The sequence below is a fragment of the Pseudobutyrivibrio ruminis DSM 9787 genome (assembly GCF_900218035.1).
Lineage (GTDB): Bacteria > Bacillota > Clostridia > Lachnospirales > Lachnospiraceae > Pseudobutyrivibrio > Pseudobutyrivibrio ruminis.
This window is the reverse complement of the sequence record NZ_OBMR01000006.1, coordinates 117,279-142,951: the sequence shown is the minus strand read 5'-3', so window position 1 is coordinate 142,951 and position 25,673 is coordinate 117,279. Positions and strand designations below refer to the sequence as shown.

The window sequence follows — 25,673 nt, the reverse complement described above, 5'->3', positions numbered from 1 at the left end:
CGATTTGTCGTGGCGTTATTTTTTGTGCAAATAATTGTGTATGGTGGATGGAATATATTGAATTTAGGGGTGGGGTAATAGTATAATTTTCACAGAATTTTCACGATTTGTTCTGAATAGAATGTCGTGAACTATAAATAATAAAAAGAGAGAGAGGGAAGAATATATGAACAAAACTCTTGCGAGAGTGCTGAGTATGGCACTTACGCTTGCTGTTGCATTTACATCGATAAATTTTCCAGTATATGCAGCAGATTTAGAAAACGAGACACAGGTTCAAGAAATAGAAAACGAACCTAGTGAAACAGAAGAAGTATCTGAAGACGAAGCAGATACCGAAACAGAAGAAACTGTTCCAGAAGAAAATGCTGGTGAGCAAGAAACAACACCAGATGCAGAGCAGAATGTGGGCGAGGAAGCTCAGACAGAGCAGCCTCAAGAAGAGCCTGAAGAGGAGCTCGAAGAGGAACAGGAAGAAGAGCAAGATTTAGTTGGCTTACAGTCAACAGACGAATTTGAAATCAACGGAACTACATTAACAAAGTACAATGGTACTGGCGGAGCTGTAGTAATTCCTAACGGTATAACTACTATTGGCTATGGTGCTTTTAGCGGAGCAACAAGCGTTACATCTGTTGAGATTCCTAACTCCGTAACAAAAATTGAGACTTCAGCTTTTGGAAATTGTACAGGATTAAAGAGCATTACTATACCTAGCTCTGTGAAGGAGATTGGTTATCGTGCATTTGCACTGGGTGATGGCTCAACAGAAACAAGTGTTGTTATAGAAAGTAAAACACTTACATGCGGCACAAGCACATTTGAGGGAAGAACAATCACAAGTGCAAAATTACCAGAAGGAATGTCATCTCTACCAGCGCTGTTTAACCATGCAACATTTACAGCTGGTTATGAATTAAAATTACCATCAACAGTTACAAAAATTGAGCAAAATGCTTTTTCTAATACTAAAGGCTTAAAAGAAGTAGTATTTAATGCTAAATTGCTTACAATAGATGACTACGCATTTAGTGGTAGCTCAGTTGAGGTGGTAAAGTTTCCAGAATCTTTGCAAAAAATAGGATGTCAGGCATTTTGTAATTGTAACGGAATAACAGAGATAACAATTCCAAGCAAAGTAAACGAAATAGAATACCAAGCATTTATGTTGGGAAGTGGCTCAGCAGAAACAAAAGTTGTAGTAAAAAGTAAGGCACTTTCATGTGGCTCAAGTACATTTGAGGGAAGAACAATCACAAGTGCAGAATTACCAGAAGGGATGTCATCAGTTCCACAGCTGTTCAATCATGCAACATTTACAACTGGTTATGAATTCAAATTACCATCAACAGTAACAAAGATTGAACAATACGCATTTTCTAATACTAAGGGCCTAAGCAAGGTGGTCTTTGATGATAAGTTACAAACAATAGATGACTACGCATTTAGTGGAAGTTCAGTTGAGGTAGTAAAATTCCCAGAATCTTTGCAAAAAATAGGATGTCAGACATTTTGTAATTGTAACGGAATAACAGAGATAACAATTCCAAGCAAAGTAAACGAAATAGAATACCAAGCATTTATGTTGGGAAGTGGCTCAGCAGAAACAAAAGTTGTAGTAAAAAGTAAGGCACTTTCATGTGGCTCAAGTATATTTGAGGGAAGAACAATCACAAGTGCAGAATTACCAGAGGGAATGTCATCAGTTCCACAGCTGTTCAATCATGCAACATTTACAACTGATTATGAATTCAAATTACCATCAACAGTAACAAAGATTGAACAATACGCATTTTCTAATACTAAGGGCCTAAGCAAGGTGGTCTTTGATGATAAGTTACAAACAATAGATGACTACGCGTTTAGTGGTAGTTCAATTGAAGAAATCAAATTTCCAGAATCCCTTCAAACAATAGGGTTTCAGGCTTTTTGTAATTGTAACGGAATAACAGAGGTAACAATACCAAGCAAGGTATCAGAAATAGAGACTTATGCATTTGAACTAACTAATGGTTCTACAGGCACTACAGTTACAATAAAAAGTAAATCGCTTACATGTGGCTCAAGCATATTCGAGGGAAGAACAATCACAAGCGTTGAATTACCAGAAGGTATGAAAACTATGCCATGTTTGTTTGACAATGCTACATTCGATCCTGAAGTTGTAGTTAAATTGCCTTCGAGTGTTACAGAAATTGGTAGAAGTGCGTTTAATAGAGCAAATGGATTATCAAAAGTTGTTTTAGGCGATAAAGTTGTAACTATAGCTGATTACGCGTTTAGCAATAGCTCAATTGAAGAAATTGAATTGCCTGAAACAGTTCAAACAATTGGATTTCAAGCTTTTTGTAATTGCAAATCATTGAGCAAAGTAATAATGGGCTCAAATATAAAAGAAATTGGTTGGGATGCTTTTAATGGGTGTGATAATGCATATTTTTATGTAAAGAAGGGCTCTACAACCGAGAAGACATTATTAAAGTATTATAAAAATAATTCAGATAGAATTACTACAATGAATGGCATCAGCTATAAGTTGAATAATGGTGAGATGAGTGGAAGCTATCCTTCTATTTATTCAAAAGACGATGGCAGCATTGAACTCACAGACCCAACCCGTGAGGACTACAAATTTGTAGGTTGGTACTACGATGCTAAGTTTACAAAGCCAGCAGGCAAGCATGTAGGAGATATAACTACTATCGATGTATCATCCATGAATAGCAACATCACACTCCACGCTAAGTGGGATGGACCTTACTACACAGTAACATTCGATGCTGGCACTTACGGTGAGCTTTCAGGGGAGAGCACACTTGAGGTTAAGAACGGGAATACATACGGAACTCTTCCAACAGTAACAGTTAAGAATGAGTATGCTAATCAGAAAGAATTACTTGAAGGCTGGTACACAGAAGAGGGTGAGTTAATCACAGCTGAGACAAAGGTTACAGCAGAAGCTAAGAACCAAACACTTTACGCAAAGTATCAGTCAGTAAAGAATTCTATCGCAGCTCCAACAGTAGGCATCTGGGGTGCAGACGAGGCGGAAGACTTAGGCACACTCGAGGCAACTGTAGGCGACAAGGTATACATCAGATGCGCAGAGGATGGCGCAAGTCTTACATATAGCCTTGCCTATTCAAATGAAAATAAAGCAGAGCAGGCTTCATACACAGATGAGGCTACAGATGCTGAGTACACAGGTACATTTAAGCTTGCCAAAACTGGATTTTATAAAGTAACAGCAGTGGCAACATTCAAAGATAAGACCCAGACTACAGAAGTAGTTATTCACGTAACAGAAGAAAAGGCAGATTCAGATCTTTATGATACAAAGAATGCAAATGCATTCTGGGTAACATACGGAGATGAAATCTATGATGCCTCAGCTATCGAAGTTCCATTCACAGGAGCAGACGTAGCGCTTTCAGGATACGAAGTATACTATGGCAAGAAGCTTCTTAAAGAAGGAACTGATTATAAGGTAACTTATAAGAACAACAAAGCCGTTGCAGCTTATGATGCAGCAAAGGCACCTACAATTATCTTCACAGCAAAAGGTAATTACACAGGTACAATCGAAAAATCATTTAGTATTGTAAAAGGTGAAAATGCAGTTACACTAGCTGCAAAGAACGTAACAGTTACACTAGAGGATAAGACTTGGACATTTGATGGACAGGCAAAGGAACCAGCTGTAGAAAAAGTTGTCTACAAGGATCCTAAGACAAAAAAAGAAACAGAAATCTCTGATACAGATTACACAGTTACATACGCTAACAATACAAACGCTTCAAAGAAAGCACAGGTAATCGTTACATTTAAGGGCATTAATTTCTGCGGAGTTGTAACAAAGACATTTACAATCAATCAGCTTGATATTAATGATGCTTCAGTAAAAATAAAAGTAGATGAAGATGTTATATCAGCTCAGTACAATGCAAACAACAAGACAATTAGCGCCATCAAAGCTATCCAGGTAAAATCTGGTGATGAAACAATCTACACACTTAAAGCCAGTGATTATAAAGCATCTGTAAAACGTACTACAAATTCAGATGGCACAAGAACAGAGGAATATACATTAAAGGGAGTAGGAAACTTTAAGGGAACAAAAAAAGAATCTTACGACCTTAAAAAACAGGACTTCTCCAATGTAAGAGTACTGCCATGCGTAGCTAAGCAGAAGGCTAACTTCATGGATGAAACTACTAACGCAGTAGTAGCACCAGTTTGGACAAACAAGGCAAAGAACTACCTTCCAACTGCTTACACAGTAGTTGATAAGTATGGTGATGTAATGGCTATAAACAAAGACTATACTGTAAGCTATGCAGTGAAACAGCCAGGGGAGACACAATACGCACCAGCCGACAACAAAACAAAGTATGCTAAAGACTCTGAAGTAAAGATGACTATTACTCCAAAGAGTGGAAGTATTTATACTGGGGAGCCTATAGAAGCAACATACAAGCTTGAAGGCTCATATGATTTAACAACACTTGATAACCTTTCAGTAACAGTAAATGATGTAGTTTATGCTGATAAGGCAAATAACTTCAATTCAAAGATAGTTGTTGTAGATACTAGAACAAACACAACACTTAAGCAGAAGACACACTACACAGTTTCATACAAGTACACAGAAGAAACAAAAGTAGCTGGAAAGAAGAATAAGAAGAGCTTCACAAATGTAAGAGATGCTGGTGAAGAAGTAAAGAGTACAGATATCGTTCCAGCAGGAACAGTTCTTACAGCAGTAATCACAGGTGTAGGAAACTACGATAGTGGAGAAGCTACAATCGAAAAGAACTTTACAGTAGGTTACGACATCAACACAACAAAGGTTACAGTAGCAAACGTAACATTTGGAGAAAATGGAGTTGCAGTAAAGCCAGCAGAATCAGATATCAAAGTTACACTTAAGAACGAAACAGTTAAATCAAGCAACTACGATATCACAAACTTTGCAAACAACACAAAGGTAGGAACAGCTTCATTTACACTTGTAGGCAAAGGAAAGTATGTAGGTACAAAGAAAGTTACATACAAGATTGCAGCAAAGTCAGCAAAGTACAATGTAACTTACGATAAGGGCCTTGGTTCATTGCCAAAGAATAATAAATCAATGGCAAGCACCCAGACAGCAGTAAATGGAGCTCTTTCAGCAAATGGATACGTAGCACCAGCAGGTTATGAGTTTGCAGGCTGGGCATACACTCCTCAGAGTAAGCTTCCTGAGACAGCAGACGAGTGTGCAAGCATGAGAGCATCACTAAATCTACCAGCAGCAAAGACAAACACAAAAGTGATTTTTGCAGTAGACACAGAGAACTATCCAGTAGGAACAGATGTGACTTTATATGCTTGGTATCAGTTAAAAACAAAATAAGATATTTTTAATTCTTGTAGCGGTCTTTCTGATTGCTGTTAAGGGTCTGGCTTTTGCCAGACCCTTTTGTAATATAAAAACCTCCAAAATGATTTGTGAAAATAGTGTGTAGAGAGTGTGTATTGTCAGAAAATGAATTGTATAAAAAAAAAAAACAGACTATAATGCAAATTACACGGGGCTGAGTGTACAATTTGGCCCGAATTATACTTAACGGAGGTATGATATATGCATATTAAGAAATTGCTAAGTGGGTCGCTTGCTGGATTGATGATTGCTTCGTCAATCAATGTACCAATGGTACAGGCTGGTGAAGTGGACGAAACAACAGTAATTGAAACTCCAACAGAAACGGCAGAGGAAGATGAAACCATTCCAGTGGAAGAATCTGACGATGTTGTGGTTGTTGATGAGCCAACTGTTGAGGAGACTCCTGTAGTAGAACAGCAGGAAGCTGTTACTCAGGAAACACAGGAGGAGTCTGCTGATATTCAAGCGGTTGAAGAAGAGCAGACACAGGAAGTAGTAAACGAAAGTGAGGCTGTAGAATTAACTGCAGATATGGTTACATTATCGGCAGATACAGCAGTGTATTCAGGTACAGACCAGAAGCCTTCAGTTACAATTGATGACGCAACAGAAAGTACAGATTACACAGTTGAATGGAAAAAAGGAGAAGAAACAGTTACTGAATTGGTAGATGCAGGAACATATACTTTGACGGTAACTCCTATTGCTGAAAGTACGGCTTTAAAAGGTTCAGCTGTAAACAAAGAATTTACTATTACAGCGAAAACTCTTGAAAACGCAGTAGTTAATGTATCTGATATTACATATGGTGATGCGGCTCCTGAAGTAATAGTTAAGGATTCTAGCGAGGAAACAGCTGCTACAGTTGATGCTTCAAACTACACTCTTACATATAAATATAAAGCTACAGAACAGGGTGAATTCTCTGAAATAGAAGCAGCAAAGATTAAGAATGCTGGTATCTATCAGGTTACAGCTACATTTAACGGCAATTATAGTGGTACAGCTGTAGGAACATTTAACATAAATGAAAAAGAAATTACAGCTGATGATATTACTATTGCAGGTTCCACTGTTCTCACCTATAAAGATGGTGAAGCGCAAGCTGTTGAACCAGAGATTACTCTATCTAGCGCTTTTTCTGAGTTGAATAGTAATGATTATACAGTAACATATTCTAATAATACTGCAGTAGGCACAGCTACATTAACTTTGGAATTAAATGAAACTGATACTTCTATTAATTATAAAACAGCAGAAGGTGGAGTAAAGAAAACTTTTGAGATTACAGAGGATAGTAGTGTATCTAAATCCGAAGTGACGAAGAAAGCTGGCTTTAATACTGTTGGTACACGTACAAATACATTAGCTTCAGGTAGAGTGTCAACAGAGGATATAAAGGCTATTACCGGAAATTCTATTCCAACAGCAATAGTTAATTCGCCTGAGGGTAAAGCTGCATTTAAAGCTGCAGTGAAGTTATACTATTCTGATAATCAGGTTGTTGAGAATGGCTCAAATGCTGAAGATGATTCTGTAGTATACACAGTTGAAGTTGGTGAAATAGGAGATGGTGCTACAGAAGCTACATATACAATTACATTAACAGGTACCGAATACGGAGCTAACGAAGGAGATGAGGAAGGTAGCTCTAACTATGTTCTTACTGGAACAGTAAAAGTTGTAGAAGAAAAAGAATACAATGCGGCAGATTACAATATTTTAGTAGTTGATAAAGTAGCTACATTTAATCAGGCTGGCTCATTTCACTATGCAAATGAATTAGGAACCCAGGCAACTACAAAAACAGGAGATGTATTAACACCTTCAGATGCTGATGCGAGCGTTTCTAACATAAGTTATGATGTTCCACAACTTCAGGCAAATTTTGAAGGTAATGCAACAGAGTACACATATGCAGGCAAGGAAATATTGCCAAATGTTGTTGTTAAAACTAAAGGACTTGTTGAATCAACAGATGACGAAGGTAATACAACAACAGTTTTTGATGCTGTCGAGTACACTAATTCATCAGATGGAAGCACACCTGTAACAGTATCTTATGAGGATGCAACAAAACCAGGAACAGCAAAAGCTTTTGTTCAGGTTAAAGATGCTAATGGACTATATTATGGCGAGACAAGTCTTGCATATACTATCGTAGCCGATAAGGAGACTATTGAAACACCATATTCGGTAGAATCAATTGATATATCAAACGTTAGCTATGGAACAAAAGTAAGGATTGCTACAAAGACAACTGGAGCAAAGATTTACTACACTGTTTCAGATACAGATAATGCAACACCTGCTGATCCTACAGCAGAGTCAACACAGTATAAATCTGCAATCACTTTAACAAGTGATATGGCAAAAGACAACGTTATCACTATCAAAGCTATTGCAATAAAAGGCGATAGCCAGTCAGAAGTGGCTACATTTACATATACAATGCTTGCTGCAGCTACTGACTGGGGAGATATTGATTTGGCTGATCAGTCTCAGTGGGCAGATGCTACAGCAGTACCAGAAGGACTTTGGATAGGTACAGCATCAATTACAGATGATGGATTAACATATACAGGTAAAGCACAGACAGTTGCTGAGCTTCGTGTATACTATCATAAGACTCTTCTTACAGAAAAGACTGACTATACTCTTAAGTATGCTAATAATAAAAATGCATGGGTTGTTGGAGATACAACAAATTATCCAGTATCAAAGCAGCCAACAATTACAGTAACAGGTAAGGGTAAGTTTAGCGGAACATTTACACAGGGATTTGCTATCGATCCTATGACTGTTTATCCAAGTGTAGATTTGACAGGATACACTGGATGTTATAATCAATATCTTTCTACAGGTAAGTTGGTACAGCCTAATGCAAAGGTAACAACTACTGATTGGAATGGTACAAAACGTGTAACTAAAACATATACAAAGAATAAAGACTATACAATAGAATATTTTGATTCATATAATATTGTTGGCGGCAATGCTACAACCACGGAGTTGACAGTTGGGGCTGGCACGAAGTATGCAGTTGTAACAATGAAAGGCAATTATAAATCAGGAGCAGTGTCAACACCTTATACTGTAATAGATTCAGCAACATCAATAACAAAAACTACAAAGATTAGTATGCCTTCAAAGGCTAAATGGACTGGCAAAGATATTGATATGAATCTTGTAATTACAGACAAGAGTACTGGTGCAACACTTGTAAAAGACACAGATTATACAGTGTATGTTAGCTGTAATTACTATGATGGTACAGTAAATGAAACATATGGAAATCCAATACAAAAAAGCTATTCTAAAACTGAAGCGGTAGCTAAGCCAGTTGGTACATACTATGTATATATTACAGGAATGGGTGATTACTCAGGAACAGTATCTAAGACATTTACAGTTACTGGAACAGCTATTTCTGTCAATAATCTATCTGCAGCTCAATATACTGGTTCTGCAATAACACCGACTGTTACAGTAAAAGCTGCAGGAAAGGTATTGGAAAATACTGATACAACAAAGAATTATGTTGTTTATTATATTAATAATCAACAAGTTGGTACTGCAAGTGCAATTGTGTACCCAAATAATGATTTGGGTTATTCAGGAACTGTAATAAAGACATTTAAGATTGTAGGCACAAAACTTGCAGCAAATCAGGTAACACTTGACAAAACAAGTATTATATATGATGGCACAATTCCAGAGGTATCTGATTTTGGAGTAGTTGTAAAGGATGGTACAACAACTCTTACAGCTGGTGCTGATTATAACGTAATGTTGTTTGACAAATTTGATGCTAAAGATAGTTCAAAGTGGAAATTTGCTACTGCTGAAGCTGGAACTAAGACTATGGTAATTAGTGGAATAGGCAAATATGATGGTTCATATATTACAAAGAAAGTTACAGTTACACCAGTTGATTTGGCAGCAGACGCTAAGCTTACAGAAGGACGTCGTGTATCTAATCCAAGGTTGAGTTCAGCTACTTGCACAAAGGCAGGAGCACAGCCTAAAGTTACATTAGTTGATGGATTTGGAACAACAGAGACAACAGATGATGTAACACTTGTTAATGGTACAGATTACACTGTAACTTATAAGAATAATACGGTTGTAGCAGCTGCTGATGCTAAGAAGGCTCCAACAGCAACAATTAAAGGCAAGGGCAACTATACAGGAACCATTACTGTTAATTTTGCTATTACATCAGGCTCACTTTCAGATGCTACAATTGTAACAACAGATATAACAGAAGGTAAGTTCAAAGCGCCAAAGACAACTGTTACATTGGGCAAGGCTCTTGCAGTTAAGAAAGATTACACACTTACATATGTTTATAATGAAACGGCGGTAATTACTAGAAACAATGAAAAAGTAACCGTTTACAGAAATGATGAAGTTAAAACAGGTGATGTTTTAACAGCAGGCACAGAATTACGCGCTGTTGCTACAGCTGGAACAAATGGTGATTACGTAGGAACAACACCTGAGACAGAAGGTATTATTCGTGTAGTAGCTAAAAATATGAATATTTCTTCTGCTAAGTTCAAGATTAATGACCAGACATATGCAGGAAGCCCAGTGCTTCTAACAGCAGATGATTTTGCAACAGCAGCAATTGGTTCTACTAATTTAGTATTAGGTACAGATTTTGAAATTGTTGAAGGAAGCTATGTTAATAATGCAAAGGCTGGCACAGCTAAGGTAACTGTAAGAGGTATTGGAAATTATGGTGGAACAAAGACATTAAGCTTTAAGATTAAGGCTAAGTCTATGCTCTACAACCTTACATTCGAAGCAGTTTCACAGACATTTGGTACAGGGGATGAAGCAAAAACTCTTAATCCAACAGGTGCCACAAAGGCTCTTACAAGCAAGAATGGTACATTTACATTACCACAAGCTTCATTCAAGGTAGATGGAAAGACGTATGTATTTGAGGGATGGTACTCAGATAAAGAACTTACATCTAGAGTAGGTGAGAAGGGAACGTCATACACTCCTAGCATCAATGCTGGCGAAACAGCAACACTTTATGCTAAGTATGAAGAAGTTGGAGAATACAAAATTATATTTGATGGAAATGCTCCAACAGGTGTAACACCTACTGGTAAAATGAGTGATCAGACTATCAAGAGAGGTACCGCAACTGCAATATCAGCAAATAAGCTAAAACGCGCTGGATATAAGTTTGTTGGCTGGAAAGTCAGATCGGGTGAGGGCACTGAAGAATCACCATATACATATGGCACAACAGTATATACAGATAAGCAAAAATTATATAATGAATTTGCAACAGGCACAAACACAATTCTTTCTGCACAGTGGGAAGCTATTTCATATAAAGTAACTTATAAGGATGCAGAAAACCTTACAACAGATATTTATACAACAGAGGATGGAATTGCTTCAATTCCAACACCTGTAAAGGCGGGTTATACTTTTACAGGGTGGAAGTGTTCTAATGCAAAAGCACTTTTAAAGAAAACAACAGGCGAGGGTGAATCTGCTGTTACAACATATTCTATTGCAGCAGGAACAATTGGTGATTTAACTCTTACTCCTGTATGGACACAGAATGAATTTACTGTTAAGTATAATAACAACGCAGCTGCATACACAACAGGTGAAGGAGAGTCAGCTGTATGTGCTCTTGGTAATGTGTCAGGCACAATGGCAACACAAGAAAAAATTAAATCTGGTACAAAACTAGCTGCAAACGCATTTAAGGTAACTGGAGCTTATAAGTTTGTAGGCTGGTCTAAGACAACTGGAACTTATAGTACTGCTGAAATTGCATATGCTGATAAGGCAGTTGTAAAGGAAGCTTCTGACAGTACAGTAACACTTTATGCAGTATGGGCTCCTATCGACTACAAGATTACTTATAGTGGCGCAGCAGTAACAACAGCAGCTCCAACAAGCTACAACGTGGAGAACGCTGCAAGTGTATTAGCTTCAGCGCAGGCCGCAGGAACAACTGTTACAAAGTCTGGTAAAACTCTTGTTTGGGATGTTTATGTAGGCAAAACAAAGCTTGATGCTGATGGAATAGCAGCTTTAGCAACATCACCAAAAGCTATTACTCTTAAGGCTAGATGGGAAGACGCAACATATCCTTATACAGTAAAGTTTGAAGCTAATGCTCCAACAAATCAAACTGTTTCTGGTGAGATGAATGATTTAGAGAATGCAAATGCTGGAACAAAGCTTACAGCAAATGCCTTTACAATTACAAACTATGCATTTAAAGGCTGGGCAACATCTGCAGAGGGTGCCGTTAAATATGAAGATGAAGCTGCGTTAACAGATGTTATGAACGAAGAAGGTAAGACTCTTACACTTTATGCAGTATGGGAAAAACTAGCTATTACTTGCAAGTTTGAGAAGAATGATGACTCAGAACAGGGCTCTGACACAATAGATGATATTGAATATATAACAGGTACTTCAGATTCGAAGTATCCAGCATGCCCATGGACAAAGACTGGTTACACATTTGCAGGTTGGGTATGCGCAGCTGATGCAGGTCCAGATGGAAATCAGGAGCTTACAGTATATGCTGCAAATGCGACAATCAATCTTGGTACAGTAACAGCTGCTGGAAGCAGAACATATACACCTTCATGGACGCCTATTACAAGAACAATAAATTATAATGCTAATGAAGGAACAGGTTCTGTTGATGCAGGAATTTATACATATGGTGAAACATTTGAAGCATCAGACGGAACTGGACTAATAGCCCCTGAAGGCAAAACATTTAAGGGTTGGGGTGCAACATCAGATGCGACAGATGTAATTTCTGATTGGTCTTCTTATGCACCGACAGATGATGATATAGAAGCTAAGACAGTATATGCTATTTGGAAATAATCTAATCAGAATATCTGATTGATTATAAAGGGATGTAAATCCCATGCATCTTAATATGCAAGTAAGGAGGGCGAGGTCATTGACCTCGCCCTTCACTTATGCAACAGAGGCCGCGGAAGAAAAAATAATTCAAAACGAGGAATCACCATCTAGTACAGAAGAACCTTCAACATCACCAGTTGCCTACACAGTAGTTGATAAGTATGGTGATGTTTTAACATTAAATAAAGACTTCACAGTAAGCTATAAAGTTAGCAATGGTGGCGGAACAGCTACTCTTTATGCAAAGTATGAAAAGGTTGGAAAGTAAAAACAGGAAACAGCGGTCTTCGGACCGCTGTTTTTTTAGTGAAACTCTGTTATACTATTCCTAGAAATTAAAGGAGATAAAACAATGCGAAAACTGCCAATTGGTATTCAAGGTTTTGAAAAGTTAATAACAGAAGATTTTGTATATGTTGATAAAACTGATTATATATACCAGTTGGTCCATAATAACGTACCTTATTTTCTTAGTAGACCTCGTAGGTTTGGAAAAAGTCTTTTGCTTTCCACATTGAAGGCGTACTGGGAAGGGAAAAAGGAACTTTTTTCTGGATTGAAGATAGAGCAATTAGAAGCAAAAAATCCTGATGCATGGAAAAAATATCCTGTTTTTTATTTTGACTTTAATGGTGCCAATTATCAGGTCAAAGGTGGATTGGAAGACTCATTAAATGCACATCTTAAAAGATGGGAGAAAGAATATGGAAATGAAGATGAAGAAGCTTCTTTACCTGAGCGTTTCCAAAACCTTTTAATTAATGTCTATGAGAAGGAAAAGATTCGTAGCGTCGTACTTATAGATGAATATGATAAGCCTCTATTAGATGTCGTGGATAATGATGAACTTCAGAATCATAATAAAGAAGTTTTTAAAGCCTTTTTTAGTACATTGAAAAGTTGCGATGAATATATTCATTTTATATTCATCACTGGAGTATCCAAGTTCCATAAGGTAAGTATATTTAGTGATCTGAATCAATTAAATGATATTTCGCTAAGTCAGGATTTCTCTGGCATATGCGGTATTACTAAAGAAGAGATTGAGGAGTACTTCTACGAGGAGGTTAAGCAGCTCTCAGAACGACAAGAGTTAACCGTAGAAGACTGTATGGATATTCTTAAGAAACAATATGATGGGTATCATTTTCATCCGGAAGGTGTTGGGGTTTACAATCCATTTAGCCTGTTGAAATCCTTTTTTGATAAAGATTTCGGTGCCTATTGGTTTGAAACAGGGACACCTACATTCCTGGTTAATAAACTTGTAGCTTCAAATTTTGAATACAGCAAATTGACAAATCATAAACTTTATGCAAGTGAAAGTGTTTTAAAGGACTATAGTGGGGATAACTTAGACGCAGTACCTTTACTTTATCAGACAGGTTATTTAACAATTGTGGATTATGATCGCAAAGCTCGAGAGTACACATTGGCCTTTCCAAACGATGAAGTAAAAAATGGTTTCTTGGAAAGTCTATTGCCAGAGTATGTTACAGATATTGGCGCTGGATCGAATAAGGATATTTTCACACTAAGAAGATATGTAGAGGATGGAGATTTAGAGCAAATCAAGAATGTGTTAATTGCTTTGTTTGCAAGTATCCCTTATACCAAAGAATCGGATCCGTTTGAATACTATTTTCAGTCTGTAATATATATCGTATTTACGTTATTAGGTAAGTTTACTGTTTGTGAGATGCATACTTTTAGCGGACGAATTGATTGCAAGGTTGAAACCAGCAAATATATATACTTATTTGAGTTTAAAAGGGATGAATCAGCGGAAGATGCTATCGCGCAGATTAATTCAAAGGAATATGCACTACCATTTAAAGCTGATAAAAGAAAGTTGTATAAAATAGGAGTATCCTTTGATTCAAAAACAAGAAAACTTGCAGGATGGCAGGTGGAAGAATAAATAATATTATTAAGATTAATTAGTTATTTAGGAGTCTGGCGGGAGCCAGGCTCCTTTTGCAGTTATAGGAAGAAATGCGTATTAGAAGTGTATAAACGTTAAAAAATAGACCAATTATTATAAATGCTTGATTAATATAACACCTGATATTATAATTCACTAGGCAAAAAAATATAAATAATATAAAACCTTAGTCTAATTTGATTCGTCTAATTAGTGTAACGCAATGAAATATAAGGTTTTAGGAGGATGAAATAGTGGCGATACCTTGGAATTTAGACTTGTACATTCAGTAAAAGAGGGAAAAGAGACGGTTTATAAAGATGTTTATGGTCCAGACAATACGTACAAAATAAAGTATTCAAAGAATAGTAATTATAAAGTCGTTTATGCACCTAAAGCAGATTTGACTGGACTAAGTTACTATAAAACTACTGATGATACAACTAATTATAGTTATGTTTTGTATAAGCCAAGCATAAAAGGTAAGCATGAAAATATTTGTTTAAGGTATAAACAGTGACTGGTTATTCAGAAAGTGAGGTCAATTTGGCCTCACTTTTTTTGTTTAATTGAAAAAAGATGAGGATTAATATATATTGTTCACATAGGCTACACATAGAATTCACGTATTATACATAAAAAAGATAAGGAGAAACGTATGAAAAGAATGAACAGAATGCTGGCATTTACGACAGCCATGTTGATTTTGTTTTCATCTGTAATGTCAGATGGGGGAATAGTGTATGCTGCTGAAGATACTATTCTTAGTGAAACTGTAGAAGTTACTGACGGTTTGCCAACAGAAGATGAAACAGAAGAGTTACAACAGGAAGAGCCTGTTGAGGAAACGCCAGCCCAAGAAGAAACACCTACTCAGGAAGAGATTCAGCAAGAAACTGTTGAAAATAATGAGTCGGCTGAGAATGAAACAGCTATTTCTGAGGAAGAGTCCGTTGACGAGGAGCTTGAGGCAGAGGAAGAGCAGGACGAACAGGAAATAGTGACAGGTGAAGAATCTAAGAAGATTCAGTCATTTAAGCTATATAATCCATGGGGGAATAATACAACTGAGCTTAATAAGATCGTTACAGAAGTGTCTGGCTGTAATGGAATCTATGATGGGCTTTATTATTCAGAAGAAGAAATTAGTGCTGTAATACTTCAATTAGATTTCTATGATGCAGATGGAAACCAATTAGCAGCGGGAGCACATACAACAAAGGACTTCAATGCAGAAATGGATGCAAGTAAAAGCATCGAGTATTTGAAAGATGAGGATATTACATTTGATATTGTAAAGAAAGATTCTAACGGTAACTATGTCGCTGTTTCGGAAGATGAATCACCAGTATATTATTACAGGTCATATAATTTTTTTTATAAGGATGCTGGGGGACTTCAAGGTATAGTTGATGGTAAACGAATCGTTACTGAAAGCGATGGCTATTACTTTAGAGTTAGATTAGCTGAAACGGAGTACTGCAAAGCTTGCGAGAAAGTTATTCCACTTGTAGTTAATAAAAATGATTATGTTTCAGCAGTAAAACCAACTATTTTCTGTGAATCAGAGGAAGAGGCATATCAAGCCGTACGAGATATAATTGTTAACAGAACGAACAATATTGATCGCTATGGTGCTGAAAATTATAGAAAGTATAGCGCTAATGGAAAAGATGGCAAAGAAGGCTATGTATATGAACGTATAGCTGTTAACAGTGATGTAGTAAATGAGATAACAGATAATACCCTCACACTAAAATTGCAAACGATACCTATTAACGAGGTCACTGATTTTTGCGAAGAAAGAGAAGGAATGAAACCTTGGGAAGGGGATTACATTCGCAATTATATAGGTGATAGTAAAAAGGCATCATTTTATTATGAGGATCCATGTTTCTTTACTACAGTAAAAGGCCAGGAAAAGGAGTTAGGAACCTTTTATCATAATGGCCAGGATTATTATATATATGAAGTATATATCCCTGTAATGACAACTGCTGCTCAAGAAAAGGCAGTTACAGACAAGGTAAACTCTCTTAAGACCACCACATTTGCAGGATATGAAAATTGGAGTACAGAAAAGAAAATTAAGGCAGTTTATGATTATGTTACATCACACGTTAGTGGGAATGTAGGATCAGATAGATCTAATCCAAAGTATCATACTGCATACAGTGCACTTATTGATGGAAAGGGTACTTGTGAAGCCTACGCTCAGGCTTTTACCAGATTATCAAGAGAGCTCGGCGTACCAAGCCGTGTAATTATGGGCGTAGATTCAGGCGCACATACTTATAATATTGTGCAGGTAAGTGCAACAGAAGATAAATGGATGTATATAGACTGTAGTGCACATATCTATCTCACAGGAACATCATTTAAGCGTGCACAAGAACAAGCGAGATTTAGAGATCCTAAATTCGTAGCAAACTATCTTAACAAGATTGGAAAAGTGGCTGCAATCATTAGTGTGGAATATGGTGAGACCTGCAAAACATTTTCAACCTGGTCTTCTGCCATTACCTACATTAATTCACTAGAAAAGAATGGCGAAAATGTTTGCAAAATAAGCTTAGCTGGAAATGTTTCAGCGGTGGAAGGTTTTGGAGCTATTACAAATAGCATTCCTATTGAGATAGTTAGTGATAGCAGTACGATTAGAACAATTACTTATACGGGTAATATAGCGCTGTCAACAAACACTGCATTCAAAAATATAACTTTGGTAGCAGGTAAAAATGCAGATACTAGTATCGACGTAAATGGTCATAGTATGACTATATCAGATGGTGGTGATTGGTCTAAGCTGAGCGTTAAGGATTCGTCTACAGGTGGTATTTTTGCTACGGCCAACGCTGATTTTAAAATTAAATCGGTTACTGTAGATAATGTCTATATTGGAGCGGATAACACACTCAAGGTTATAAGTGATGCGAATATTAATAAGCTAGGGGCTATAGCGGATGAGAGCGGTGAAGGCTCAGCAACAATTGCAAAGTACGCAAACACCAAGCTTGCAATAAATAGTGTTGCCCCACTTAGTTCGTTTAGTATTAAGTTTGAAACATTAAATGCAAAGGATGTATTGATTGATACACCACTAGAGTCTGTTTTATTTAATACAACCAACGCTGAGCTTGGAGAGACAACATCTGTTATAGAAATAGTACAGCCAGCAAACAGTACAGTATCCTCAGACTATTATTATGACGATGTGGTTGGAGGAATAATTGTTGGTAAGTGTATAATTGAACTTTCAAGTCCGGAAGCATACATATCTATGTCGAAATTTGCATCTTGGACAGGTGTGGTTAATTACATTAATAAACTCAATCAAAAGAATGCAACATACACAATTACTGTTTTAGAAAATATTGATGAGAAAAAGCTAGTCTTTCCTAATGCAAAAAAGACAGCAGGAATTACGGTTAAAGGCAAAACACCATCAGTAGAGATAAAACATGGCGCAGACCTTGCTACTACATGTAATGTTACTTTTGAAAATATTAGTTTAGCTTCAGATAACACAAAGGCAAAGCTAAATACAGCAGGTTATCAGGTTACATTCAAGAATGTAAACATTCAGAATACATATGCATCTATAGCAAATAGCGACAAGGGAACTTTGAGATTTGTAGATTGTGGAAACATTAAATCCACAGGTGCTATTTCTGTTTTTAACTTAGATGTGGAAAACTGCCTAATTATTTCAGAGAACGGTGGAATAGCCGTTACTGGAACAGCCAATCTTGAGTCGGCAACAATTGATGTAAAGACCACTGTTACTATCAAGAATATTGAATCGTTAGATGCAAATAACAGCATTAGCTATGGTACAGACTATAAGAATAAAATTAGTATTACAGGTACAGTAAATGCTAAAACTTCAAGTGTAGAACTTAATGCTAAAAACACAATTGGAGACAAAACACATAAGGTTAAGATTAGCCAGTATGCAATTAATTTGTTGCCAAAATATTTGACGGAGAATAATTACGAAAAGGCAGCTGACTATGAGAACAAGGCTATAGTAAGTGGAAAACAGATACCTGCATGTTATTTCGTTGTTGGAAGAACTACTAGTGGAAGTGATGTGACTGTAGCATTTACAACAAAGAAAGTTGGTAATGCGTTGCAGTTGGATTTTGATCCTGCAATTAGGCCTGTAGAAGTATTCGAAGGTGCAGAATCAGCAAAATGTTCTTGGGGAACATATGCAACATTGAAGGAAGCTTTTGCAGAAATTGATAAGTCGGGAAGTGCATCAAAGAATTACATAATTATAATTGATACAGCGATGGACGGCTCAGATGCTTCAACTAGTATAAAAGAAAATGTAACAACCGCTTCTAAAGCTAATCAAATTACTATCAGACCAGCAGATGAAACAAAGAAGTATCAGTTACTAACAAAGAATGCGATTACATTAAAAACTAATCTAGTATTAAAGAATGTAGTAATAGGTGACAATAAAAATAATAAGGGTGTTAACACTAAACTGGACATAAATCTAGGCAACTTTAAATTATTTATGTCTGACGTTACAACATCTGAAGACAGAATCGGAAATGTAAAAGGTAGTAATGTCAATGGAACATCAGCTATTGTGATTAATAATAGTGGGTTCGCTACAGACTGCCCAATGAATTTCTTTGTTTGGGGAAATATAGATAAAGTTGGAACATTGAAATTTTCAAATCCAGCAGTTACAGTGCTTGGAAAAACAAATGTAGGAAATCTTGAATATACTGGCTCGGATTTTGGAACATTCATTGGAACAAGTAGTGTTTCGACAAAAAAGGTAGATGGAAGTTTAGTAGCAACAAAAGTAACTTCAAATATCAGTGTTGCAAATAAAATTATATCAAGCAAGAAAACAGTTGAAGGAGTTGACGTTCCTGCTCTAGGTATTTGCTTGATGTACAAGGATAAGGAACAAGGCTATGTTACTGTAGGTGGAGATGACGCTACTTACAGTGGTTATGCAGATAATGTGCTTGTACACAACAAACCATTCTATCAAATCGTGAAGGCTCCAAAGGCTGCTAACAACAGCTTTATGTATGTGGATGATAAACAACCGGATGCATTGACATGTAAGAAGAATGGTTCTATCTACTTGGTTGACGAAAACACATTGGAAGAAAACTATGGTCTATATGAAATAGACAATTTGGATGATACTTCTAATAGAGTTGAGCTTGCTACATTTGCAACTTTGAAAGAAGCTATTGATGAGATTAATACGAGAAAAGATTCAAAAGCATTTTATTTAGTGGCTCCACTTGTGGAGACTCCTGCACCAGAAAAACTGATAGTTCCAAAAGCAAAATGCGCAGCAGGTTTGGTATTTGGAAACGTTTCACCTACAGCTGAGTTAAATGTTTTTACATATACTAATGATAATTTGAAACTTACTTGCGATACTGTATTTAAAGATTTTGCTGTGTATTGTGATGACAAGGCAATGAATTTTGAAATATATGATTATACGCTTAAGTTCAGTGGAAAGTGTAACTGGAACAGTGAACCTCAAAAATACAGATACATATGTGTTGGAAGTATAAAAGGCTCAGGCGAAGGAAAGAACAGCAATGTGTATTTGGAAGATATAGAAGATTTCAGTGCAATTTATGACATTACTAAAGTTGGAACACTAACCCTTGATAATTCAAATATTGTTTGTTGTAAAAAAGTATCTTTAGGTAGAATTGATCAGATAGATGGAACTAACGAGTTTAGAACAAGTGTAAATTACAAACAGAAGAGGAATTCATACATAGTTACAAGTGCAACCACCAATGCAACCATTATTAATGGAATAAATCGTGAAGGTGGCAAATTATACTTTGGACAATGTGCTCATGATTATTACTTCAAAGAGGATTATGTAGAAGATATATATGAATACCAAGACGTAATAGATTGTAGTGAAATAATTGGTGGTACAAATCTTGCTATGCCTTTGTTTAAAACTACAAATGGTGTTATGGCCGATGAAGACGGAAAACCAACATTCTATTATCGTTGTGGTGATAATTCTATCTCATCAATCGACAATAAAATATTAAAGAAGGATGGTACGGTTTACTACAATACGAACTCAAGTAAGAGTGCTGATAATTTCGTTTTAACAGATGATACGGGAAAAACATATGGTACTTATTGCAAGTACTCAGATGCAGTAAATGAGATTAATAACATTTTACCAAAGGCCAACTATACATTAACTGTATCTCCAGTTGAGAATCTTCCAGAAGGTATATATGAGAACTCTTTTGTAGATACTTATAGTATACCAAATGTATCGAAAGCACCTGTATTCACTGTTAGGTCTGAGAATGTTTCGGGCTTGTATTATGATGGTAAAAAGCAGTTGGTACTTAAATTAGGTGCTAATCAAAAAGTATATTTCGAGAACATATATATGGGCAGTAATGGATATTTGTCAAAACCATGTAAAATTCAAAAAGGTAAAAATAGTGTGTTAAATTTGATTAATAGTAGTATAGAATAGCAGATATTTAACATCCAGAGCGAGGCATCCAGCCTCGCTCTTATTTTGTTCAAATAGATTAAAAGAATTTAACTGAAAACATTGAATCGCACATGCCAGTATGCTAATCTTGGGATGTCGAGTTAATTACCAAATATCAAAGGGAGAGAAGTTATATGTTAAAAGTAGTGAAACGCTTAGTGGCTGTTTCTCTTGTTTGCGTACTACTGTTTTCTAGTAGCATTCCATCATACGCAACAGAAGCCACGGAAGAAGCACAAATTCAAAACGAGGTGGCAGACCAGCCATCAGATCAGGAGAATCCTGAAATTCCAAACGAAGAAAGTACAACTACAAATGAAGAGGGGGCAACTGATTCCGAGGAACCTTCTGTAGAAGAAAATGCGGGTAATTCTACAGATGAGGTAATATCGGAAGAAAACACCGTGGAAGGTGGAGAAGAAAGCTCTGAAATATTTTCAGAAGAAACTACAGAAGAGAATTCAGAGGAACAGTCTGAAGAAGTTTCAGAGGAGACTCAGTCAGAGGAACCAGAATCTGTACCAGCACTTACTGCAACAGATGATATGGAGCCAGAGGAACTAGAAATTATTGAAAACGTAAATCCTCTGAGATTAGTTGGTGCTAGTAAAAAAGAAAATGTGCAGGGTGTAATCAAAGGAACAAATATTACATATACGATAGACTACACTAATAAAGTCTTGAAGTTTGAGGGAACGGGGGCAATTCCAGACTATTCTTCCACTAAGTTTCCGGAATGGTATATTCCATCATCAGATGGTGGACATTATATACCTCAAGTAGATTCGGTTGTTGTGGGGGAAGGTATTACATCTATTGGAAAGTTTGCAATACCATTATTAAGTGTAAAAGAAGTAACTTTACCATCTACAGTTAAAACAATAAATGACTGGGCTTTTTACAACACCAGTATTGACCGCCTTACACTAGGAACTGGTCTTACAAAGATTGGAAATAGAGTATTTTATAGTGCAATGGTTGGCAACAGAATAGTATTTCCATCAAAGCTTAGTTCTATTGGAAAATATGCTTTTTCTGAAATGAGCGATCTTAGAGCAATTGAGTTTACTGGAAATATGCCAACCATGGGGACTAACGCGTTTGGAGCAATGTCAGTAACAGCATATTACCCAGCAGATAATAAGACATTTGCTGAGAGCAAAAGAAATGCTGTTGCTAATAGGTTCTATTCCGTTTCATGGCAGCCGATAGGAGCGGAAAAACAGTCTAATGTGACTGGAAAATGCGGAGATAATCTTACATATACATATGATATTAATGCACATAGCCTTACTATAGCTGGTAATGGTGAAATGTATAACTACAGTAATACAAATAGGGCTCCTTGGTATGAGTATACTGGAGACCTTTATAAATTAACCATTAATTCAGGTGTAACAAGCATAGGAGCATATGCATTTGCAAATGCAAGGATTGCGGATATTTCTATTCCAACATCATTAGTCACTATAGGCGATGGGGCATTTAAAGAAGCAATTCTGAATGCTGCATTTGGAGGTAATAGAAGCGATTACAATCTTAGCATGGGATTTTTGTCAAATGTGAAATATATAGGAAATCATGCATTTGATACAGCAAGTTTTTCCAATATGAAAGATGGTAATTTGGGAATCAATTTGTCATCTGCAGTTATTATAGGTGATTACGCCTTTAACAATTTAACTGTACAAAAATATAATACATATACCTACAACAACTTATGTAGTTTGACGTTGTCAAAGAACCTTACTAGCATAGGTGATTATGCCTTTGCGGTTGATGTCAGTCTTGATGGCACAGAAGATATAAGAGGAAATGTATTAAAAAGAAAATCTTGCTTTACAGGGCCTCTAACATTGCCATCGGGTCTTACTAGTATTGGCTCATACGCATTTTGGAATGCACGATATCTAACGGGGACACTTACAATTCCAGATAGTGTTACGTATATAGGTCAGGGTGCATTTATGAAGTGCGCAGAATTTGACTCGATAGTAATTGGAAATGGTGTTAAGAATATCTATGCTTATACATTCAGAAATTGTTTATCAATTACTAGCATTACATATGGAAAAAGCGTTGAATATATAGGTAAGGAATCATTATATCAGACTGGAAGGTTAGAAAATATTTATTTTAATGGACCTCTACCTAGATTCCACAGTTCATGGACAGAAAACTATTATAATCATGTAACTATTACCGTAAACTCTGATGATGCTAGCTGGGATGGTATAGCGGTTAGAGATATTGTTTCTAAGAGCACTTATTACAAATTAATAAAGAAGAATAAAACAGTTACAATATCTTTTGATTTGACTGGGTGCGACACTTCTACACATGATCCTGTAATAATAAATAAAGGTGAGACATACTATCCAGATTTTAGTGCTCGTAAAAACAATATAAGTGAAAAATATTGGACAACAGACCCAGAGCATAAAAAGATATTTGGAGCAGCAGTACCAATAACCGAAGATATAACATTATATCCATATTTCAGTGATGGTATGCCGGCTTTTGGAGATGTTTACGGTTCCATTTTCGAGAAAATGGGATTTTCAAGTAAAGATGATATTCCTGCAGGGATTTGGGTCTACGATGTAAAGAGTCTTTACCCATATGGAACTACTTATGTTAAGAATACGTATAGCTATACAGGGAATCAGGTAAAGCTTAGCAATGAAAAAAAGGTATTCTATCATACATACGAAATGCAGGAAGGCAGTGACTATACTATAACATACAAAAACAATGTAAATGCAGGTACAGCCACAGCAGTTATTAAAGGTAAGGGAAAGTATAAAGGAACCTTCAATTACGAATTTGAAATAGAGCCTATTAATTTGAATAACCTTTCAACTGGTGAGGTATATGCAGTTTATAATAAAGAGAAGATTGAAGATATTACATTAGGGTACAACGGAAAGGTTCAGACACCAAAGGTTGTCCTAAAATATAAAGACGCAAATGGAAAAGAAATAGTAATAAAAGACGCTAATTATACAATTGACTTTCCTGGAACAAATAAAAAGCTAGATAATTATGATAGCGACGCATTCAAAGCAGTTGGAAAGTATCAAGCAACCGTTACTGGCAAAGGTAATCTTAAAGGAACATACAAATACACGGTAGAAATCACAGATAAAATACCTTTAAGTAAGTGTAAATGTGGTCTTCCGGCAACAATAGATATGAATCAGCTGGCTCGGCTTAATATGACATCGACCTTAGAGACATCAAATTATGAAATCACATATCTTAAGTATAATGATAAAATCCTGAGACTGGGTATAGATTATGCTATGAGTTCAAAAAATGATGGCCCTGTCGGAACTGTTGTGTTTGAAGCTATGCCTGGTTCAGATTATTATGGAACTCTTTCGAAGACGATTAAAATTAAGGGAACTTCGATGTCATCTGTAGGTGTAATAGCGCCAACAGCAGATGAAATTTTTAAATATGTAAAAAGAGGGAATTCAACAAATAACAGCGAGGTATGTAATTTATTTTCAGTGTATAGAACCCCAGCAGCAGCAAAAAAGAAAGATGCTAATAATATATTAAAACGAGGTACGGATTATACTATTGATTTGGCTTATAAATATAGTGAGGGAAAGATTGTAGCAACATTTAAACCAGTAAATGGCGCTTATAATTATTTTATAGGATCAAAAACTGTAGTAATAGACATGAAGTTACCAGATATTAACAAAGCTACAGTTAAGGCTGAAGGACTAAAGATTGTTGATGGAAATTCTAATATAGAGAATGTATTAAAAGTTTCATATAAAGGTGAAGAGTTAGTAGGTAAACAGCGGGATGCTGCAAGTAATGACCAGTATAGGTACTATTATACTACAAAGTTCGATAAAACTAGTGGTAATGTAACTGTGAATATTTTTGGAAGATCAGGATATTTTAAAGGCAAGAAAACTATAACTTTCACGCCTGAAAAATATGATATTTCGAAAGATTATACTGTTAAGCTTAAATCAGACACTAGTGCATTTACAACAGATACTAAGCTAACAGTTAGTGCGAACACATTTAACTACACTCCAAATGGAGTTGGACCTTCTGTATCACAGTTTAAAGCCGGAAATGTTAATTTGTATAAGGGTAATGATTATACAATAACATATAAAAATAATAAAAGAGTTGGAAAAGCTCAAATGATTATTACTGGCACGGGAAGATATAAGGGCAAAATTGTATATGAATATACAATCCAGAAAAATACCTCTAAGGTTATTGCAAATTATGTATCATTTTCAAATATTTCATATAAGAAAACACCAGGATTAAATAAATCAACTGTTCAGGTTTTTGCACCAGGAGGAGTACAACTTAAAGCAGGTAGAGATTATGATTCTAATCTTGTCTACACATATGTAAATGATACTACAGTGGATGTAGAAAAAGAGGGGAATTCATTGCTAAGAAAGGCTGGTGAGACAGTAGGTAAAAAAGATATTGTTCCAGCAGGTACTGTGATAAAAGTATTGGTGAAGTTGAAGGGTAACTATGAAGGTGGCGTGTACAATGATAAAATCCTTGTTATTGATGGAAAAGATTTATCCAAAGCAAAGGTGAAACCTATTGTAAAAGAACAAAAAACAACTTCAAAATATGATAAAGAGTTACCTATCACAATCTCGAAATCGGATATTGAGCTCACAGTTAATGGTGAGGTAGTTCCTGATGATGGATATACAATTAGATATAATTCTTATATGAATAATAAAAAAGTGGGAACAGCATCTGTTGTAATTTGCGGAAATGGTAATGCAGGTTTCTATGGACAAAAGACAATAACGTTCAAGATAACGGCAAAAGATATATCAAAATAA

The 25,673-nt window shown here is 36.1% G+C and carries 6 protein-coding genes; all 6 read left to right on the top strand.

Annotation, left to right across the window (positions count from 1 at the left end; genetic code table 11):
• Positions 1–196: 196 nt before the first annotated feature.
• The 6 genes from CRN97_RS06940 to CRN97_RS06910 all read left to right on the top strand — a co-directional run bounded on the left by CRN97_RS06940 (position 197) and on the right by CRN97_RS06910 (position 25,673).
• Complete coding sequence (locus tag CRN97_RS06940) at positions 197–5,395, top strand: leucine-rich repeat protein (protein WP_179670700.1); 5,199 nt, start codon at positions 197–199, stop codon at positions 5,393–5,395.
• Positions 5,396–5,623: 228 nt separating this feature from the next.
• Complete coding sequence (locus CRN97_RS06935; RefSeq protein WP_097076349.1) at positions 5,624–12,316, top strand: FN3 associated domain-containing protein; 6,693 nt, start codon at positions 5,624–5,626, stop codon at positions 12,314–12,316.
• Between the two features lie 79 nt (positions 12,317–12,395).
• The gene (locus tag CRN97_RS06930) at positions 12,396–12,626 is read left to right on the top strand and encodes a hypothetical protein (RefSeq protein WP_097076348.1); all 231 of its coding nucleotides are present in this window, start codon (positions 12,396–12,398) and stop codon (positions 12,624–12,626) included.
• Between the two features lie 84 nt (positions 12,627–12,710).
• A complete protein-coding gene (locus CRN97_RS06925; RefSeq protein WP_097076347.1) occupies positions 12,711–14,279 on the top strand; it encodes an ATP-binding protein in 1,569 nt (522 codons plus the stop codon).
• A gap of 661 nt (positions 14,280–14,940) precedes the next feature.
• Complete coding sequence (locus CRN97_RS06915) at positions 14,941–20,799, top strand: transglutaminase-like domain-containing protein (protein ID WP_097076345.1); 5,859 nt, start codon at positions 14,941–14,943, stop codon at positions 20,797–20,799.
• Positions 20,800–20,954: 155 nt separating this feature from the next.
• Entirely contained in the window at positions 20,955–25,673 is a 4,719-nt protein-coding gene (locus tag CRN97_RS06910) for a leucine-rich repeat domain-containing protein (protein ID WP_097076344.1), read from the top strand.